At 66.2% G+C, this 16,668-nt stretch carries 17 protein-coding genes and 1 tRNA gene; 10 read left to right on the top strand and 8 right to left on the bottom strand.

Going from position 1 to position 16,668, the window contains the following annotated elements; translation table 11 throughout:
• Nucleotides 1–29 precede the first annotated feature (29 nt).
• The 4 genes from KM176_RS01210 (at nt 30) to KM176_RS01195 (ending at nt 4,667) form a co-directional block, all read left to right on the top strand.
• Nucleotides 30–1,259, top strand: coding sequence for a sigma-54-dependent transcriptional regulator (locus KM176_RS01210; RefSeq protein ID WP_160891887.1), 1,230 nt, complete (start codon nt 30–32; stop codon nt 1,257–1,259).
• A 235-nt stretch (nt 1,260–1,494) separates the two neighbouring features.
• Nucleotides 1,495–2,505, top strand: coding sequence for a DctP family TRAP transporter solute-binding subunit (locus KM176_RS01205; RefSeq protein ID WP_160891885.1), 1,011 nt, complete (start codon nt 1,495–1,497; stop codon nt 2,503–2,505).
• Between the two features lie 95 nt (nt 2,506–2,600).
• Nucleotides 2,601–3,269, top strand: a complete 669-nt coding sequence (locus KM176_RS01200; RefSeq protein WP_160891883.1) for a TRAP transporter small permease — start codon at nt 2,601–2,603, stop codon at nt 3,267–3,269.
• Between the two features lie 3 nt (nt 3,270–3,272).
• On the top strand, nt 3,273–4,667 hold the full coding sequence (locus KM176_RS01195) for a TRAP transporter large permease (protein WP_160891881.1): 1,395 nt from the start codon (nt 3,273–3,275) through the stop codon (nt 4,665–4,667).
• Between the two features lie 141 nt (nt 4,668–4,808).
• On the opposite strand, the gene tpiA is transcribed toward KM176_RS01195, so the two are convergent.
• The 4 genes from tpiA to KM176_RS01175 form a co-directional block, all read right to left on the bottom strand.
• Nucleotides 4,809–5,558 carry a triose-phosphate isomerase gene (gene tpiA, locus KM176_RS01190; RefSeq protein ID WP_160891879.1) on the bottom strand — a complete coding sequence of 250 codons (750 nt, stop codon included), beginning with the start codon at nt 5,556–5,558 and terminating at the stop codon, nt 4,809–4,811.
• 111 nt (nt 5,559–5,669) lie between these two features.
• Entirely contained in the window at nt 5,670–6,050 is a 381-nt protein-coding gene (locus KM176_RS01185) for a TfoX/Sxy family protein (protein ID WP_160891877.1), read from the bottom strand.
• 19 nt (nt 6,051–6,069) lie between these two features.
• Nucleotides 6,070–6,423 carry a HesB/IscA family protein gene (locus KM176_RS01180; protein ID WP_160891875.1) on the bottom strand — a complete coding sequence of 118 codons (354 nt, stop codon included), beginning with the start codon at nt 6,421–6,423 and terminating at the stop codon, nt 6,070–6,072.
• Between the two features lie 124 nt (nt 6,424–6,547).
• On the bottom strand, nt 6,548–6,910 hold the full coding sequence (locus KM176_RS01175) for an SUF system Fe-S cluster assembly protein (protein WP_160891873.1): 363 nt from the start codon (nt 6,908–6,910) through the stop codon (nt 6,548–6,550).
• Nucleotides 6,911–7,105: 195 nt separating this feature from the next.
• Between KM176_RS01175 and KM176_RS01170 the strand changes: the two genes are divergently transcribed.
• A complete protein-coding gene (locus tag KM176_RS01170; RefSeq protein WP_160891871.1) occupies nt 7,106–7,708 on the top strand; it encodes an OmpW/AlkL family protein in 603 nt (200 codons plus the stop codon).
• An 84-nt stretch (nt 7,709–7,792) separates the two neighbouring features.
• On the opposite strand, the gene tgt is transcribed toward KM176_RS01170, so the two are convergent.
• Entirely contained in the window at nt 7,793–8,923 is a 1,131-nt protein-coding gene (tgt, locus tag KM176_RS01165; RefSeq protein ID WP_160891869.1) for a tRNA guanosine(34) transglycosylase Tgt, read from the bottom strand.
• Between the two features lie 455 nt (nt 8,924–9,378).
• Between tgt and lon the strand changes: the two genes are divergently transcribed.
• Complete coding sequence (gene lon / locus KM176_RS01160) at nt 9,379–11,790, top strand: endopeptidase La (RefSeq protein WP_160891867.1); 2,412 nt, start codon at nt 9,379–9,381, stop codon at nt 11,788–11,790.
• 208 nt (nt 11,791–11,998) lie between these two features.
• Nucleotides 11,999–12,073, top strand: a tRNA-Val gene (locus KM176_RS01155).
• Between the two features lie 65 nt (nt 12,074–12,138).
• On the opposite strand, the gene KM176_RS01150 is transcribed toward KM176_RS01155, so the two are convergent.
• Nucleotides 12,139–12,621, bottom strand: coding sequence for a hypothetical protein (locus KM176_RS01150; RefSeq protein ID WP_160891865.1), 483 nt, complete (start codon nt 12,619–12,621; stop codon nt 12,139–12,141).
• 199 nt (nt 12,622–12,820) lie between these two features.
• On the opposite strand from KM176_RS01150, the gene KM176_RS01145 reads away from it, so the two are divergent.
• The 3 genes from KM176_RS01145 (at nt 12,821) to KM176_RS01135 (ending at nt 15,167) form a co-directional block, all read left to right on the top strand.
• Nucleotides 12,821–13,207, top strand: a complete 387-nt coding sequence (locus tag KM176_RS01145) for an ester cyclase (RefSeq protein WP_160891863.1) — start codon at nt 12,821–12,823, stop codon at nt 13,205–13,207.
• A 101-nt stretch (nt 13,208–13,308) separates the two neighbouring features.
• The gene (locus KM176_RS01140) at nt 13,309–14,175 is read left to right on the top strand and encodes a GNAT family N-acetyltransferase (protein WP_160891861.1); all 867 of its coding nucleotides are present in this window, start codon (nt 13,309–13,311) and stop codon (nt 14,173–14,175) included.
• Between the two features lie 86 nt (nt 14,176–14,261).
• A complete protein-coding gene (locus KM176_RS01135) occupies nt 14,262–15,167 on the top strand; it encodes a homocysteine S-methyltransferase family protein (protein WP_160891859.1) in 906 nt (301 codons plus the stop codon).
• Nucleotides 15,168–15,170: 3 nt separating this feature from the next.
• Here KM176_RS01135 and KM176_RS01130 read toward each other — a convergent pair whose 3' ends face one another.
• Both KM176_RS01130 and KM176_RS01125 read right to left on the bottom strand, forming a co-directional pair.
• Entirely contained in the window at nt 15,171–15,794 is a 624-nt protein-coding gene (locus tag KM176_RS01130) for a GNAT family N-acetyltransferase (protein ID WP_160891857.1), read from the bottom strand.
• 316 nt (nt 15,795–16,110) lie between these two features.
• Nucleotides 16,111–16,464, bottom strand: a complete 354-nt coding sequence (locus tag KM176_RS01125; RefSeq protein ID WP_160891855.1) for a hypothetical protein — start codon at nt 16,462–16,464, stop codon at nt 16,111–16,113.
• Nucleotides 16,465–16,668: the final 204 nt, after the last annotated feature.

Here is a 16,668-nt window from a genome sequence, read left to right as displayed (position 1 = left end):
TATCTGGAAGGAAACAGGAGGCAGGCGGAATGACGCGACAGGTTCTGGTGGTCGATGACGATGCAGCGGTGCGCGAGGCGCTGGCCCAGACGCTGGAGCTGGCGGATCTCGATCCGCTGCCGGCGGGTTCCTTCGTGGCCGCCAAGGACCGTATCACGCCGGACTTCGACGGGGTGATCCTGTCGGATATCCGGATGCCCGGGCGCGACGGCTTCTTCCTGCTGGACCACACGCTGAAGCTGGACCCCGAGCTGCCGGTCATCCTGCTGACCGGCGAGGGCGACATTCCGATGGCGGTCGATGCGATGAAGCGCGGCGCCTTCGGCTTTCTGGAAAAACCCTGCGCCAGCGCCGAGCTGCTGCCGATCCTGGAACGGGCCCTGAAGACCCGCGAACTGGTGCTTGAGAACCGCCGCCTGAAGGCCCAGCTGGAAAGCGGCGATCCGGCGGCGCGGATGATCTTCGGGCGCTCCGAACAGTCCGAGGCGCTGCGCCGGCGCATCCGCCAGCTGGCCCGCCTGACCGGCGAGGTGCTGGTGACCGGCGCGCCGGGCGCGGGCATCTCCAAGGTGGCCGAGGTCATCCACCTGTCCTCTCCGGCGGCGCAGCGCCCCTTCGTCAAGCGCGCCTCGGCGGGGCTTGGCCCCGAGGCGCTGGACGCAGCCTTTCAGGAGGCCGCCGGCGGATCGCTCTATCTCGACGAGATCGCGGGCCTGGGTCAGGCGGCGCAGTTCGCCCTGGCCGAGTTGATGGAGCGCGGCGCCCCCGCCCGGCTGATCGCCGGATGCAGCACCGCGCTGCGTCAGGCGGTGGAGGAGGGGGGCTTCAATGCCGATCTCTACTACCGGCTGGAGCCGCTCAGTGTGCATTCCCCGGCCCTGAAGGAGCGCCCCGAGGATATCCCGGTGATGTTCCGCCAGTATGTCGCCCAGGCCGCCGAGCAATCCGGCATGGCCGCCCCCGAGGTCACCCCCGAAGTCGTCGCCGGGCTGATGACCCGCGACTGGCCGGGCAATGCGCGCTCGCTGATGAGCGCGGCAATGCGCTTTGTCCTCTCGGGCGGGGAGGCGGAGGAGGAGCGCCCCTCGGACCTGGGCCTGGCCGAGCAGATGGCGCAGATCGAGAAGAGCCTGCTGTCGGCGGCGCTGAAACGCCATGCCGGCCATGCCTCGGCCGCCGCCGAGGCGCTGAAGCTGCCGCGCAAGACCTTCTACGACAAACTGGCGAAACATGGCCTGAGGCCCGAGTCGTTTCGCTGAGCACTGTGCGGGAAACCGCACAAATGGGCGATTTCACTGTGTGGGATTTCGCACATTGAATGCATGGCGGCTATGTTCCTGTCGCATGGCTTGTTTGCAAGAAGCTGATTTCGCTTCGAAAAACAGATCTCTTCACGGTTTCGTCAGTTTTTCTTGAGTGCAGGGCCGCGTTTGCGGATTTTCGCTGTCAGTCGGGCGAGGACCCGCCCACCTGCACTCTCGGGAGGAGATACAGATGAAATTCCTGACCACCGCCGCCACTGCCCTTGCGCTTTCTGTCACCGCCTCCGCGGCCCTGGCCGATCCGGCCGGCTGCGATGCCGGCGAGATGGTGATCAAGTTCAGCCATGTCACCAATACCGACAAGCACCCCAAGGGCATTGCCGCCGAACTGCTGAAGACCCGCGTGAACGAGCAGATGGACGGCAAGGCCTGCATGGAGGTCTACCCGAACTCGACCCTTTACGATGACGACAAGCTGCTGGAGGCGATGCTGCAGGGCGACGTTCAGCTTGGCGCCCCCTCGCTGTCGAAATTCGAGACCTTCACCAAGGTCTTCCGCATCTTCGACCTGCCGTTCATGTTCAAGAACATGGAAGCGGTCGATGCCTTCCAGGCCTCCGACAACGGTCAGGCGATGATGTCCTCCATGGAGCGCCGCGGGCTGGCGGGCCTGGGCTTCTGGCACAACGGGCTGAAGCAGTTCTCGGCCAACAAGCCGCTGCTGGAGCCCGAGGATGCCAAGGGCCTGAAATTCCGCGTGCAGCCCAGCGACGTGCTGGTCGCCCAGATGGAAGCCCTTGGCGCCTCGCCCCAGAAGATGGCCTTCTCGGAAGTGTACGGCGCGCTGCAGCAGGGCGTCGTGGATGGCCAGGAGAACACCTGGTCCAACACCCTGGGCCAGAAGTACTACGAGGTGCAGGACGGCATCACCGAGACCAACCACGGTGTGCTCGACTACATGGTCGTGGCCTCGGTCGACTGGCTGGACAGCCTGGACGAGGGCACCCGCGATCAGTTCCTTGAGATCCTCGACGGTGTCACCAAGGAGCGCAACGCGGCCATTGCCCAGGTCGATGCCGATGCCCGCCAGGGGGTGCTGGACGCCGGCGGCGTGATCCGAGAGCTGACGCCCGAGCAGCGTGCCGACTGGGTCGCCGTGATGAAACCCGTCTGGGACCAGTTCACCGATGACGTCGGCCAGGACAACATCGACGCCGCCCAGGCGATCAACGCCCAGTTCTGACGCGCGCCGCGCGAGACAGGGAAGGGCGCGGGCACGGATCCTGCGCCCTTCCGCTTCGCCCCCAATGACAACAACGGACAGGAAAGGGGAGGCAGATGCACGCTGCACCCGGTGAAAGCTTTGTCGACCGGATCGAGGAAACCCTGATCGCGGTGATCCTGGGCGCCATGACGCTCATCACCTTCGCCAATGTGGTGGCGCGGTACGTCTTCAATTCCAACATCCTCTGGGCGCTGGAATCGACCGTCTTCCTGTTCGGCTGGCTGGTGCTGCTGGGCGCCTCCTACGCGGTCAAGAAGAACGCCCACCTGGGCGTCGATGCGGTGGTCGACATCTGCCCCCTGCCGGTGCGCCGGGTGCTGGCCGTCATCGCCATCGCGCTGTGCCTGGTCTATGCCTGCCTGATGCTGAAGGGCGCCTGGGACTACTGGGCCAACTTCGCCAACCTGCCCCAGACCGGGGGGCGCTGGTTCCCGCTGGGCTTCGAGGACCGCTTCCGTTCGAAATCCTGGTACGAGGTCAACGACATCCCGTTCCCCGCCTTCCTGGGCTTCCTGGAGAGCGCGATGAACGAGGGCGAGGCCTACGAGAAGCTGCCGCGCTTCATCCCCTATGCCGTGCTGCCGCTGTCCATGGCGCTGCTGCTGTTCCGCTTCGTGCAGGTCGCGCTGAAGGTCTGGGCCGGCAAGCTGGACCGGATCGTCGCCAGCCATGAAGTCGAAGATGAAATCGCGGACGTCGCAGAGCGCCGCGGGGAGAGCTGATCCATGACCGTCATCATTCTTTTCGGCCTTGTCATCGGCTTCATGCTGATCGGCGTGCCGATTGCCGTTTCGCTCGGCCTGTCCTCGATCCTGTTCCTGCTGTGGTTCGGGGATACCTCGCTTGCCTCCATCGCGCAGACGCTGATGCAGGCCTTCGTCGGGCACTTCACCCTGCTGGCGATCCCGTTCTTCATCCTGGCCTCCAGCTTCATGTCGACGGGCGGGGTGGCGAAACGGATCATCCGGTTTTCCATCGCCTGCGTCGGGCACCTGCAGGGCGGTCTGGCCATCGCCGGGGTCTTCGCCTGCATGATCTTCGCGGCGCTCTCGGGCTCGTCGCCCGCAACCGTGGTCGCCATCGGCTCCATCGTCATCGGGGCGATGACCAAGGCGGGCTACACCAAGGACTTTGCTGCGGGCGTCATCTGCAACGCCGGGACGCTGGGCATCCTGATCCCGCCGTCGATCGTGATGGTGGTCTACGCCACGGCCGTCGATGTCTCTGTGGGCCGCATGTTCCTGGCCGGTGTCATCCCCGGCATCCTCGCGGGGGCCATGCTGATGGTCGCGATCTGGATCATGGCGCGGGTGAAGAACATGCCCAAGGGCCAGTTCGCCGGCATGGGCGAGGTCTGGTCGAGTTTCAGGGAAGCCTTCTGGGGCCTGATGCTGATCGTGATCATCATGGTCGGGATCTACGGCATCCCCGGCATCACCGGCGCGATCTTCACGCCGACGGAAGCCGCCGCCGTGGCCTCGGTCTATGCCTTCATCGCGGCGGTCTTCATCTATCGCGACATGGGGCCGCTGAAGGGCGCGGAGGGGCAGGCCAACACGCCGCTGTGGAAGAAGCCGCAGGCCCTGGTCACCGCCTGGTTCCACCGCGACACCCAGAAGACCCTGTTCGAGGCCGGCAAGCTGACCATCACGCTGATGTTCGTCATCGCCAATGCGCTGATCCTCAAGCATGTGCTGACCGATGAACAGGTGCCCCAGCATGTCGCCGAGGCGATGCTGTCGGCGGGTTTCGGGCCGGTGATGTTCCTGGTGGTGGTGAACCTGATCCTGCTGATCGGCGGCCAGTTCATGGAGCCCTCGGGGCTGCTGGTGATCGTCGCGCCGCTGGTCTTCCCCATCGCCATCGAGCTTGGCATCGACCCGATCCATCTGGGCATCATCATGGTGGTGAACATGGAGATCGGCATGATCACCCCGCCGGTCGGCCTGAACCTCTTCGTGACCTCGGGGGTGGCGGGGATGCCGATGATGCGGGTGGTGAAGGCGGCCCTGCCGTTCCTGGGCGTGCTCTTCATCTTCCTGATCATGGTGACCTATATCCCCGCGATCTCGACCTTCCTGCCGAATGCGGTGATGGGGCCGGAAATCGTCACCAGGTAAGGCTTCGGCTGGGCCCTGGTTTTGGCGGCGTCCCTTCGGGGGCGCCGTTTCGTTGCGTCCGGGCCATGAAAAAACCGCCGCTTGCGCGGCGGCTTGCCTCCGGCGGGGATATTTCCGGCCAGATGAGAGAGCCGGGGGGCCTCAGGCCTTTTCGAGGGCGCTGACGATGGGGCCGAAATCCTCGGCTGTCAGGGAGGCGCCGCCGACCAGCGCGCCGTCGACATTGGAGATCGAGAAGATCTCCTCGGCGTTGGAGCCCTTCACGGAGCCGCCGTAGAGCAGGCGGACGGATTTGCCGACGCCATAGCCGAAGCGGTGTTCGAGGCGGGCGCGCATGAAATCGTGGACCTCGCCGATCTCGTCCTTCGTCGGGGTGAGGCCGGAGCCGATGGCCCAGATCGGTTCATAGGCGACGATGAGGTTTTCGCCGGTGGAACTGTCGGGGATCGACAGAGAGAGCTGCGCGCCGATGATGTCGAGCGTGTTGGTGGACTGGCGCTGGAACAGGCTTTCGCCGACGCAGACCACCGTCATCAGCCCGGCCGACTGCGCGGTCTTGGCCAGCATCCGCACGTCTTCGGAGCTTTCCTCGTGATCCTCGCGGCGTTCCGAATGGCCCAGGATCACGGCGCTGGCACCGGCATCCTTGAGCATGGTGGCCGAGATGTCGCCGGTATGGGCGCCGGCCAGCCGGTCATGGCAGGTCTGGCCGCCGATCTTCACGCCGGTGCCCTGGCAGATCTCCGCGGCGGCGGCGATCAGCGTGGCAGGCGGGCAGATCAGCAGGTCGCAGGCCGGATCGGGGTGGGCCTTGGCCAGCGCCTCGATCTCTGCGAGCGAGGCTTTCATCCCGTTCATCTTCCAGTTCCCTGCGGCGAGTTTTCTGCGCATATTCCATCCCTTCCCGGATTTTCCCGGCTCTTGACCTCGGCTGCATTCTTACCCGAAGGCGTCGGAGGTCAAGCCACTGATAGCGCAGACATAGGCCGGAAAGGGATCCTGTCAGCCCCGGGCGGGCCGCCGCGGCTTCCGCCGCCGCTTTTCCAGCGCCGCCGCACGCGCGGGCGGCAGCGAGAGACGGGCCCAGAAGAGCGCCTCCTCGGGGTCGTCGAGGGCGCTGTCGGGCAGCGAGAGCAGCGCGCGGACCTCCCGCACACCCTCCTTGCGGGTGTAGGTGAAGGGGCGGGCCCCGGCGGCCAGGTAGGCGGCCTCGGTGGTGGCGTCGGATTTCATGTAGACTGTGCCCGAGGCGGCGATCATCGCGAACATCGCATCGCCCTCGGCATAAAGCGCCGCGCCGGAGAACATCCGCCCCGTGCGCAATGGGCCCAGCCCCTCGAAAAGCTCTCTCACATAGGCGAGAAGGTCGGGGTCGACCGCCATGGCGCCGCCCCCGCCGGGATCACATGTCGGCGAACTTGATCGATTCGCCGCAACCGCAGGCCTCGACCACGTTCGGATTGCGGAACTTGAAGCCGGATTCCAGCAGCGAGGTCTCGTAGTCGATCTCGGTGCCGAAGAGGAACATCTGCGCCATCGGCGCGATCATCACCCGGGCGCCGTCCTGTTCGACGACCTCGTCCATCTTGTCCACGGAATCAACGTATTCCATGGTGTATTCCATGCCGGCGCAGCCACCTTTCTTGATGCCGATGCGCAGGCCGGCGCTCTGGCCGTCCTTCTGCATCAGCTTGACGATCTGCGAGGCTGCGCGGGGCGTGATGGTCACGGCCTGCTTGCCGGGAATGCTGAACATGGGCTGTCTCCTTGTCACAGGAATTTAGGCAGGGCGGGCCTGCTTGCCAAGGGGCGCGGATGCGCAGGCGCCCTGTCCGAAATGCAGGGCCGGTGCGCTGCGGCCCCGCGGGGCCGCCGGCGCCTTACATGAAGCCCAGTTCGAGGCGGGCCTCGTCGCTCATCATGTCCATGCCCCAGGGCGGGTTCCAGGTCAGGTCGACATCGACCTGCTTGACGCCCTCGACCGGTTCGACCGCGTCGATGACCCAGCCGGGCATGTCGCCGGCCACCGGGCAGCCCGGCGCGGTCAGGGTCATGATGATCGAGACCTCGTTCTCGGGGGTGATGGCAATCGTGTAGATCAGCCCGAGGTCGTAGATGTTCACCGGGATCTCGGGGTCATAGACCGTCCGGCAGGCCTCGGCCACCTTGTCGTAGAGCGGGTGATCGGTGCTGGAGGGCGCGATCAGCGGTTCGCCTTCCATGGGCTCGGGGGTGTCGGTCATGTCATATCCGTCCTGTTCCTGAGCGATTATATAGGAAATCGGCGCGGCAGGGTCCAGAGGCGGAAGGGGCCGGCAGCCCCGCAGCTGCGCCCGTTCGCCGCACCTTTCGCTATGTGGCGAATTCTTGATGCAGATCAAGGGCAGGGCGGCGCGAGAGGCGCACAGGAGCGGCATGCACGATCAAGAGGATTTGACATGAAAACGCGCATCCTGCTTCTGTCCGCCGCCGCCATGCTGGCTTTTGCGGCAACCGGCGCGAGCGCTCAGCAGAAGGGCGACATCACCTTCGGTCTGGGCGTGGGGAACGTGAACCCCAAGAGCGACAACGGCCACCTGAGCGCCGGCGACCTGACCATCGGCGATGACACCCAGCTGACCCTGACGGTGGAATATTTCCTGACCGACCAGCTGGGCCTGGAAGTGCTGGCCGCCACGCCCTTCAAGCATGACATCTACCTCAACGGCGCGAATATCGGCAACGTCACCCAGCTGCCGCCGACGGTGTCGGTGAACTACCACTTCAAGAACAAGTCCGCGCTGACGCCGTTCATCGGGGCGGGCGTGAACTACACCACCGCCCTGGATGTCGACAGCCCGCTGGGCCGTCTGGAGCTGGCGCACAGCTGGGGCCTGGCCGCCCATGCCGGCTTCGACTACGCGATCAGCCCGCGCGGCGCGATCCGGGCCGACGTGCGCTGGATGGACATCGACATGGACACCAACCTCAACGGCACCAGGCTCGGCACCGCCGAGGTCGATCCGGTGGTCATGGGCGTGTCCTACATCATGACCTTCTGATCCCGGCCCCTTCCGGTTTCGGTACGAAAAGGGCGCCTCCCGAAAGGGGGGCGCCGCTTGCATGTCAGGGATCTGGGGGCGGGCTCAGAGGCGCTCGATGTCGCCCTCGGCTCGCTGGGCGTGGAAGGCGGCCTCGAAGGCGTCGAAGCGGCCTTCCGCGATGGCATCGCGCATCCCCTGCATCAGCTCCTGGAAGTAGTGCAGGTTGTGCCAGGTCAGCAGCATCCCCGAGATCATCTCGTGAGAGCGGAAGACATGATGCAGGTAGGCGCGCGAATAGTTGCGGCAGGCCGGGCATGTGCAGTGTTCGTCAAGCGGGCGGGGATCGTCGGCATGGCGGGCGTTCTTGATGTTGACCACCCCATGCCGGGTCCAGGCCTGGCCGGTGCGTCCGGAGCGCGAGGGCAGCACGCAATCCATCATGTCGACGCCGCGCTTGACGGCACCCACGATGTCATCGGGCTTGCCGACGCCCATCAGGTAGCGCGGCTTGTCGGTGGGCAGCTGGTCGGGCGCGTAGTCCAGCACGCCGAACATCGCTTCCTGGCCCTCGCCCACGGCCAGGCCGCCGATCGCGTAGCCGTCAAAGCCGATGGCCTTCAGCGCCTCGGCGCTTTCGCCTCGCAGATCCTCGGTGACGCCGCCCTGCTGGATGCCGAACAGCGCATGGCCCGGCCGGTCCCCGAAGGCATCGCGCGAGCGCTGCGCCCACCGCATCGACAGGCGCATCGCCTCGGCGACGCGCTCCTCGGTGGCGGGCAGGGCGGGGCATTCGTCGAAGCACATCACGATGTCCGAGCCCAGCAGCTTCTGGATCTCCATCGAGCGCTCCGGGCTCAGGAAATGCCGAGAGCCGTCGACATGGCTGCGGAAGGTCACGCCCTCCTCGGTCATCTTGCGCAGCTCGGCGAGGCTCATCACTTGGAACCCGCCCGAGTCGGTCAGGATGGGCTTGTCCCAGTTCATGAACCGATGCAGCCCGCCCAGCCGGTCGATGCGTTCGGCTGTAGGCCGCAGCATCAGGTGGTAGGTATTGCCAAGCAGGATGTCGGCGCCGGTCGCGGCGACGCTTTCGGGCATCATCGCCTTCACGGTGGCGGCGGTGCCCACGGGCATGAAGGCGGGCGTGCGGATCTGGCCGCGCGGCGTGTCGATGACGCCGGTGCGGGCCTTGCCGTCGGTGGCCTTGAGGGTGAAGGAGAAGCGCTGTGTCATGGCCGCGCGATAGCGCGTTCCCTGCCCGAATGCCAGTCCCGAGACCGCGCGGAAGACATGCATATTTATGGAAAGATGAAAACCTGACGGCGGGCCCGGGACAGAGGGCGCGACAGCCGTATTTGGGGAAAGATGAAACGCAAGGCGCGCCCCTGCCCATTTTCTTGTTCCAAATACCTCGGGGGAATTGGCCGCAGGCCAATGGGGGCAGAGCCCCCGGCGCAGGGTGCCGCCCGGCACAACGCCACGTCATCGGGGTCAGGGGGCAGGGGCGGGCCGGGGATCCTGCCTGAAAAGCCGCGCATATGGTGCTTGCCGGGGATCACCGGCGCGGGCACACTGGACGCCAATCGGTTGCATTCAGGGGCCCGCGCCCCCAGATGACATCCAGGAAACGGAGAGGGAGCGGTTGCCGCGACCGGGACCCCGCCCTCTGCCCAAGACAAGGATAGAGCATGACTGAGCCTCTGAACCCCTCCTACGCCGTGCTTCCGCTGCGCGATATCGTGGTCTTCCCCCACATGATCGTCCCGCTCTTCGTCGGACGTGACAAATCGGTGCGCGCTCTGGAAGAGGTGATGGCGGACAACAAGCAGATCCTGCTCGCAAGCCAGATCGATCCGGCCGAGGATGACCCGACCAACGAAGGCATCCACAAGGCCGGCGTGCTGGCAAACGTGCTGCAACTGCTGAAGCTCCCCGATGGCACCGTCAAGGTGCTGGTCGAGGGCACGACCCGCGTGCGCATCACCGGCTATCTTGAAAACGATGGCTTCTTCGAGGCCACCGCCGAATATCTTGAGGAAACCGCCGGTGACGAGGAAGCCACCCGCGCGCTGCTGCGCACCGTGGGCCAGGAATTCGAACGCTACGCCAAGATCAAGAAGAACATCCCCGAAGAGGCGCTCTCGGCGGTGGCCGAAAGCAGCGATCCCTCGCGGCTGGCCGACCTCGTGGCCGGGCATCTGGGCATCAGTGTCGACCAGAAGCAGGAGCTGCTGGAAACGCTGCCCGTCTCGGAGCGGCTGGAGAAGGTCTATGGCCTGATGCAGGGCGAAATGTCCGTCCTGCAGGTCGAGAAGAAGATCAAGACTCGCGTGAAGTCCCAGATGGAGCGGACGCAGCGCGAGTACTACCTAAATGAGCAGATGAAGGCCATTCAGAAGGAACTGGGCGATGGCGAGGACGGCGAGGGCGAGATCGCCGAGCTGGAACAGCGCATCTCCGAGACCAAGCTTTCGAAGGAGGCCCGTGAAAAGGCCGATGCCGAGATCAAGAAGCTGAAGTCGATGTCGCCGATGTCGGCAGAGGCCACGGTGGTGCGCAACTACCTCGACTGGATGCTGTCGATCCCGTGGAACACCAAGTCCCGCGTCAAGAAGGACCTGAACCTGGCGCAGGAGGTCCTCGACAAGGATCACTACGGCCTCGAGAAGGTGAAGGAGCGCATCGTCGAATACCTTGCGGTGCAGCAGCGCAGCCAGAAGCTGAAGGGGCCGATCCTGTGCCTCGTCGGTCCTCCGGGTGTCGGCAAGACCTCCCTTGGCAAATCCGTCGCCAAGGCCACGGGGCGCGAGTTCATCCGCATCTCCCTTGGTGGGGTGCGCGATGAATCCGAGATCCGCGGCCACCGCCGGACCTATATCGGTTCCATGCCGGGCAAGATCATCCAGGCGCTGAAGAAGGCCAAGACCACGAACCCGCTCATCCTGCTCGATGAAATCGACAAGATGGGGCAGGACTTCCGTGGCGACCCGGCCTCGGCCATGCTGGAAGTGCTCGATCCGGAACAGAACGGCACCTTCGTCGATCACTACCTCGAGGTGGAATACGACCTCAGCAACGTGATGTTCCTGACCACGGCGAACTCCTACAACATGCCGGGCCCGCTGCTGGACCGGATGGAGATCATCAGCCTGGCCGGCTACACCGAGGACGAGAAGCGCGAGATCGCGCGGCAGCACCTGGTCGCCCAGGAGATCAAGAACCACGGCCTGAAGAAGGGCGAGTTCGAGGTCACCGACGGCGCGCTGACCGAGATGATCCAGCGCTACACCCGCGAGGCCGGCGTGCGGAACCTCAAGCGCGAGATCGCGAAGCTGGCGCGCAAGGCCGTGACGATGATCGTCAAGGGCGAGGCGAAGACCGTGACCGTCACCGAGGACAACCTCGACGACTTCCTGGGCGTGAAGAAGTTCCGCTACGGGCTGGCCGAGAAGGAAGACCAGATCGGTGTCGTGACCGGGCTGGCCTGGACATCGGTCGGGGGCGATCTGCTCCAGATCGAGGCGCTGCGCCTGCCGGGCAAGGGCCGGATGAAGACCACCGGGAAACTGGGCGACGTGATGAAGGAATCCATCGATGCCGCCAGCTCCTATGTGCGCTCCATCGCGCCCGAGATCGGCATCAAGCCGCCGCGCTTCGACAACTGGGACATCCACGTCCACGTGCCCGATGGGGCGACGCCCAAGGACGGCCCCTCTGCGGGTCTGGCCATGGTGACCTCGATCGTGTCGGTGCTGACGCAGATCCCGGTGCGCAAGGACATCGCCATGACCGGCGAGGTCTCGCTGCGGGGCAATGCGATGCCGATCGGCGGCCTGAAGGAGAAACTGCTGGCGGCGTTGCGCGGCGGCATCACCACGGTCTTCATCCCCGAGGAGAACGAGAAGGATCTGGCCGATATCCCCGACAACGTGAAGCAGGGGCTGAAGATCATCCCCGTGACCCACGTGCGGGAGGTGCTGGAACAGGCGCTGGTGCGTCAGCCCGAGCCTGTCGAATGGGACGAGGCCGCCGAGGAGGCCGCTGCGGCAGCGCGCTCCAAGCTGGCCGACAAGGACGGGCCGGGCGCCATCGCCCACTGATCCTTCACAGATCGCGGAAAGGGCGCCCTTGGGGCGCCCTTTCTGTTTTCGGACCGCCCGATAGGCTGGGAAGGTGACATGAAAACAATATGTTACCTGAGGGATCGGGGAGGCGAAGAAGGCTGCCGCTAGGTCGTGAGAAAAACTGCACGGAAATGCGAAAGAGGTGCTTGCAGAGCCCGGCGGGCTTCGTTAGAAGGCGCCTCACGGGTGATTAGCTCAGTGGTAGAGCGCTTCGTTCACATCGAAGATGTCAGGGGTTCAAATCCCTTATCACCCACCACTTTTCTTCGAAAAGCTCCGGTTCGCCGGGGCTTTTTCGTTTTCGGACCACGGCGTGGCGCGCGTCTAGCGGCCCTGTGCCAGCTGGGCCTCGCGGACGCAGTTGTCCACCAGGGGCACGCAATAGGCGTAAAGCTCCGTACGCGTATTACTATCGCCCGCGAAATCCACCTCGGCCACCTTGTCGGAGACGAAGCGGACCTGCATGGAGCAGGTCGCGCCGCCGCTGACCGAGACGGTGCCCGCAGAACCCTCAAGCGGCCCGGCATCGACCGAGGGCAGGGAGACGGCGACGCCGCTGCGCGTGCCGCTCTTGGCATAGGTCCAGATGTCCGTGGTCTCGTCCATCTGGACCGTCGCGGTGGGAAAGCCGGCGCACATCCGCATCCGGGTCTTGCTGAAGCCAAGCAGGTCGTGGCGCGCGTCCTGCACCACGTTGGACTGGGGCACCACCTTCGAGGTGTCGTTCGGCGGCGAGCAGCCGGGCAGCGTCAGGAGCAGGGCTGCGGCAAGCAGCGCGGCCGCCCGGGGCCGGGAGGGAGGGGACATGCGGTCGGTCATTGGGGAAAGGGTTATCCGGCCCGGCAGGAAATCAACCCGGGGGCGCCGGCTTCGGCAAAGACCTGCGGGTCGGGGGGCGGGGACCGGCGGCGCCCTGCCGCCCCGTGCCCGGAGCAGAGAGGCGCGCGGGGGGATCGTCGCCGGGCGGTTGGTGTGCCAGAGTGGTCTCGGACGTGAAGGGGGCGACATGACACGCGAGGAGATCATTGGAACCTATGACGGATACATCGCCTGCCTGAACCGCCAGGATTGGCCGCAGCTGTCCCGTTACGTCGACGCGGCGGTGACCCACAATGCACGGCCCCTGGGTCTGGACGGCTACCGCGACATGCTGATCGGCGATTTCAGAGCCATTCCGGACCTGCGCTTTGTCGTGGCGCGGCTGGCCTGCGATCCGCCGCTGCTGGCCGCTGGCCTGGCTTTCGATTGCAGGCCCGTCGGGAGGTTGTTCGACGTGCCGGTGAACGGCAGGCGGGTCCGCTTCACGGAGAATGTCTTCTACGCCTTCGAGGCCGGGCGCATCCGCAATGTCTGGTCGGTGATCGACACTGCGGCCATCCGCGCGCAGATCTGAGGTGGTGCGCGGGCGGCTTGCTGTCGCCGCCCGAAGCTGGAAGGATCGGGAACGGATCGCGGCGCCCGGTGGGGCCGGTCCGCCTTGGCAAGGGGAATGACATGATGCAGCGGATGGCCCGGCGGGGCGGGATCGAACGTCACGACCTGCGGATCGTGGCGATGCAGCCCGGCCATCTGGACGCATTGCACGGCTTGTCGGTCAGCATCGGCTGGCCGCATCGCCGTTCGGACTGGGCCGCCAACCTCGAGTCGGGGCAGGGGATCGTCGCGGTCGACGCGATGGATCGGGTGCATGGTTCGGCGATGTATTTTCCCTATCGCAATGCGCTTTCCGCCCTCGGGATGGTGATCACCCACCCCAGGCTGCGCGGCTCGGACCTGTTCGAGGTCCTGACCCGCGCGGCGGTGGAACGCACCGGTGGCGACGCCGCCTTCCTGAATGCCTGCCGGGAGGACGTGGCCGTGTTCCGGGATCTGGGCGCGGGCGTGGGCGCACCGGTCCTCAAGATCGAGGGGCTGCTGTGTCGGGCTCCTGCCGTCTCCGGCGACGTCCGGCTGCTGCGGCCAGGGGAATTCCCCGGCCTTCTGCGCCTGGATCAGAATGTCTACGAAGCCGATCGTGCCCGGGTGCTGGAAAGCCTGGAGAGCCGGTCGCAGACCCGCGTGATCGAGCGCGGCGGGCGTATCGCCGGTTTTGCCATGCGCCGCAGGTTCGGGCGCGGATTCCTTATCGGACCGCTGATCGCCGAGCGGGAGGCCGACGCGATCCGGCTGACGGCTGCGTTGCTGTCCGGGCTGGAGGGCCAGTTCATCCGGATCGACACGCGCCGGGAGGCAGGGCCGTTCCGGCAGTTCCTGTCCGGGCTTGGGCTTCGGGCACGACCGGACGCCCTGACGATGGCCTTTGGCCGGGGCGCCGCCACCGTGCAGGGCAGTTTTGCCCTGTCCGGCCATTCCACCGGCTGATCCCGGGGGGGCGCACCGACGGGCTGTGCGAAAACCCATTCCGATGCTAGAATGTCATCCTGGCGGTCGGTTGGGAGGCGGGCCGAATGGAACTTCTGAGCAAGGATCGTGTCTGGATAGCCTGGACCGGGCTGGAAACCGACCTGATCTTCAACCAGGGCGTGGCGCTTGCGCATTTCGCGGCCTTTCCCCTGGTCGAGACCGAGGCGGGCCGGGATCTTCTGGTGCGCAGCTACAGGGAGCTGATCGGCATTGGCCGGGACACCGGCGCGGGCATCTTGCTGGACACGCCGACCTGGATGGCGAACCCGGACCGGGCCGCCGTGCTGGGATACGGGCCGCAGGATCTGACCCGGATCACCCGGGACGCGGTGGCGCTGGCGTTTCGGGTCGCGCGCGAGCATCCCGATGTCGAGACCCGGGTCAGCGTGCAGATCGGCCCCCGGGGCGACGGTTACCAGCCGGGGATCGCGACCGCCGAGGCCGCGGCCGCCTATCACGCCCCGCAGGTCGAGGCCGCGCGTACCGCAGGGGCCGATCTGGTCAGCGCCTACACCCTGGGCGCCGCCGGAGAGGCGGTGGGCCTGTCGATGGCGGCCCGCGCGGCGGGGCTGCCCGCGCTGATCTCCTTCACGGTCGAAACCGACGGGCGCCTGGCCGACGGCATGTCCCTGGCCTCGGCGGTGTCGATCCTGGCCGAAGAGGCGCCGGCGGCGGGCATCATGGTCAATTGTGCCCATCCCGATCACATCGCCCGGGCGCTGGACGGCGGCAGCTGGCAGGCGCATCTGTGTGGCATCGTCGCCAATGCCTCGCGCAAGAGCCATGCCGAGCTGGACGAAGCCACGGAGCTGGATGACGGCGATCCGGAGGAATTCGGCCGGCAGCTGGGGGCGCTTTACCGGCAGATGTCCGGCCTGCGGGTGCTGGGCGGCTGCTGCGGGACCGATGCGCGGCACCTGCGGGCCACCGCCAGGGCCGCCCGGGGCTGAGCCTCAGCGCGGGCGGCGGGCGTAAAGGTCCAGAGGCGAGCCCGGGAAGCGGAACAGGCCGCCCGGTGTCGTCTCGTGCTGCTGGAAGCCGTGGCGGTTGTAGAAGGCCTCAAGCTCGGTCTTCTTCAGGCCCTGTGTGCCGAAGGGTTCGTGATAAAGGGCGATGCCGCACTGCGTCTCGTCCGCGGCCTCGATCAGCTTGCGCAGCAGCCGGTGCGCGATGCCCTGGCCGCGATAGGCCGGCACCACCCAGATGCCGCGCAGCACGAAGCGCCGGTCCTTGAGCGCATGTTCCAGATAGGCGACATCATCGACGTCATTCTGGAAATAGGTCCGCTCTCCGGTCTCTCCGCAGGAGGCCCGGAGGCCCGGGATGTCCTGCAGCGCGGCCAGGATCCTGGGATATTTCAGTTCGACGCATTGCTCCGACAGGTCCAGCCCGGCCTCCAGCTCCTGGACGATGGCGGGGTGGCGATCCTTGCAGTAGTCGCGCAGGCCATGCTGCATGGCGACCGCGACAATGGCGCGAAGCGCGCTTTGCAGCGTCTCCACCTCGTGGGCAAGCGCGGCCTCGCGGTCCGTCGGCCTGTGGTGCGGATCGGGGATGGTCCCGTTCGTGTCGGTCATGCAAGCTCCTCCCAGGCTGTTCTACCAGTTCGCACCGGGCCGCGCACCTGTCGCTTCGGGCAGTTAGCCATAGGGGGAAGAACCGTCCGCGGTTTCGGGCCGGGGGCAGGGCCGGAGGTGGGGCATCGCCTGGCGCATATGGGGTTGGCGGCATTGCCCATTCGGGCGATGCCGATGCCATGCCGGCGCCATCCGGTTGATGCAATCGCAAGAGCCGGGAATGCATCCCGTCATTCCCCGGACCGGCCTGCGTATTGGCCGGGCCCGGGGGGCTGCATTTCCAATGGCAAGGCGCCGCCTTTGGCGCCGGGGTGGATCAGCTTTCCAGATAGAGCGGCTGGATCACGTCCCGGTCCCGGGCGTGGCGGCGCAGAAGGTCCATCATCGCCTCGGGCGTGGAGACATATTGCAGGCGCATCTTCAGTTCCCGCACATAGGCGAAGGCGACCTTCAGATCGGTGGCCTCCCCGGAAGGGCCGATCAGCTGGCAGCGCTGGAAATCGAACAGGTGGCCGCCCCCGTCCGTCGAAACGGCGATCTTGGCGCCGATCAGGGTGCGCGACGACGTCGGCAGGCGCGGTCCGCCCGCGCTGCGCCGCGACGGCGTGCCAAGCCCGCGCGGCCAGGACGCGCTGCCACGCGCGGCCTCGGGGTGGTCGCTGCTGCGCATGGAGGGCGCGCGCTCTCCGGAGCGGATGCGCGCCGGAAGACCGTCTGGATGATTGGCCGGATTGCAATGCCGCAGGTCCGTGCTGTCCCAATGCACGGCGGCACATTTCAGAGATAACTCTTTCATTTTCTACCCGTATACTTCGTTCCCGCTTTGGTCGAAAAATGCCGCTCCCCCGATTGGCAATTCCGACCTGATGGGCGT

It is taken from the genome of Pseudooceanicola endophyticus (assembly GCF_018760365.1).
GTDB classification, from domain to species: Bacteria; Pseudomonadota; Alphaproteobacteria; order Rhodobacterales; family Rhodobacteraceae; genus Pseudooceanicola; species Pseudooceanicola endophyticus.
Note: the sequence above shows the minus strand (reverse complement) of the source record. Positions and strands in the feature narration are given on the sequence as shown.

Bases quoted from the DNA above. Each gene is read 5' to 3' on its own strand.
- KM176_RS01210 (WP_160891887.1), top strand. From the start codon at position 30: ATGACGCGACAGGTTCTGGTGGTCGATGACGATGCAGCGGTGCGCGAG.
- KM176_RS01205 (WP_160891885.1), top strand. From the start codon at position 1,495: ATGAAATTCCTGACCACCGCCGCCACTGCCCTTGCGCTTTCTGTCACC.
- KM176_RS01200 (WP_160891883.1), top strand. From the start codon at position 2,601: ATGCACGCTGCACCCGGTGAAAGCTTTGTCGACCGGATCGAGGAAACC.
- KM176_RS01195 (WP_160891881.1), top strand. From the start codon at position 3,273: ATGACCGTCATCATTCTTTTCGGCCTTGTCATCGGCTTCATGCTGATC.
- tpiA (WP_160891879.1), bottom strand. From the start codon at position 5,558: ATGCGCAGAAAACTCGCCGCAGGGAACTGGAAGATGAACGGGATGAAA.
- KM176_RS01185 (WP_160891877.1), bottom strand. From the start codon at position 6,050: ATGGCGGTCGACCCCGACCTTCTCGCCTATGTGAGAGAGCTTTTCGAG.
- KM176_RS01180 (WP_160891875.1), bottom strand. From the start codon at position 6,423: ATGTTCAGCATTCCCGGCAAGCAGGCCGTGACCATCACGCCCCGCGCA.
- KM176_RS01175 (WP_160891873.1), bottom strand. From the start codon at position 6,910: ATGACCGACACCCCCGAGCCCATGGAAGGCGAACCGCTGATCGCGCCC.
- KM176_RS01170 (WP_160891871.1), top strand. From the start codon at position 7,106: ATGAAAACGCGCATCCTGCTTCTGTCCGCCGCCGCCATGCTGGCTTTT.
- tgt (WP_160891869.1), bottom strand. From the start codon at position 8,923: ATGACACAGCGCTTCTCCTTCACCCTCAAGGCCACCGACGGCAAGGCC.
- lon (WP_160891867.1), top strand. From the start codon at position 9,379: ATGACTGAGCCTCTGAACCCCTCCTACGCCGTGCTTCCGCTGCGCGAT.
- KM176_RS01150 (WP_160891865.1), bottom strand. From the start codon at position 12,621: ATGTCCCCTCCCTCCCGGCCCCGGGCGGCCGCGCTGCTTGCCGCAGCC.
- KM176_RS01145 (WP_160891863.1), top strand. From the start codon at position 12,821: ATGACACGCGAGGAGATCATTGGAACCTATGACGGATACATCGCCTGC.
- KM176_RS01140 (WP_160891861.1), top strand. From the start codon at position 13,309: ATGATGCAGCGGATGGCCCGGCGGGGCGGGATCGAACGTCACGACCTG.
- KM176_RS01135 (WP_160891859.1), top strand. From the start codon at position 14,262: ATGGAACTTCTGAGCAAGGATCGTGTCTGGATAGCCTGGACCGGGCTG.
- KM176_RS01130 (WP_160891857.1), bottom strand. From the start codon at position 15,794: ATGACCGACACGAACGGGACCATCCCCGATCCGCACCACAGGCCGACG.
- KM176_RS01125 (WP_160891855.1), bottom strand. From the start codon at position 16,464: ATGCGCAGCAGCGACCACCCCGAGGCCGCGCGTGGCAGCGCGTCCTGG.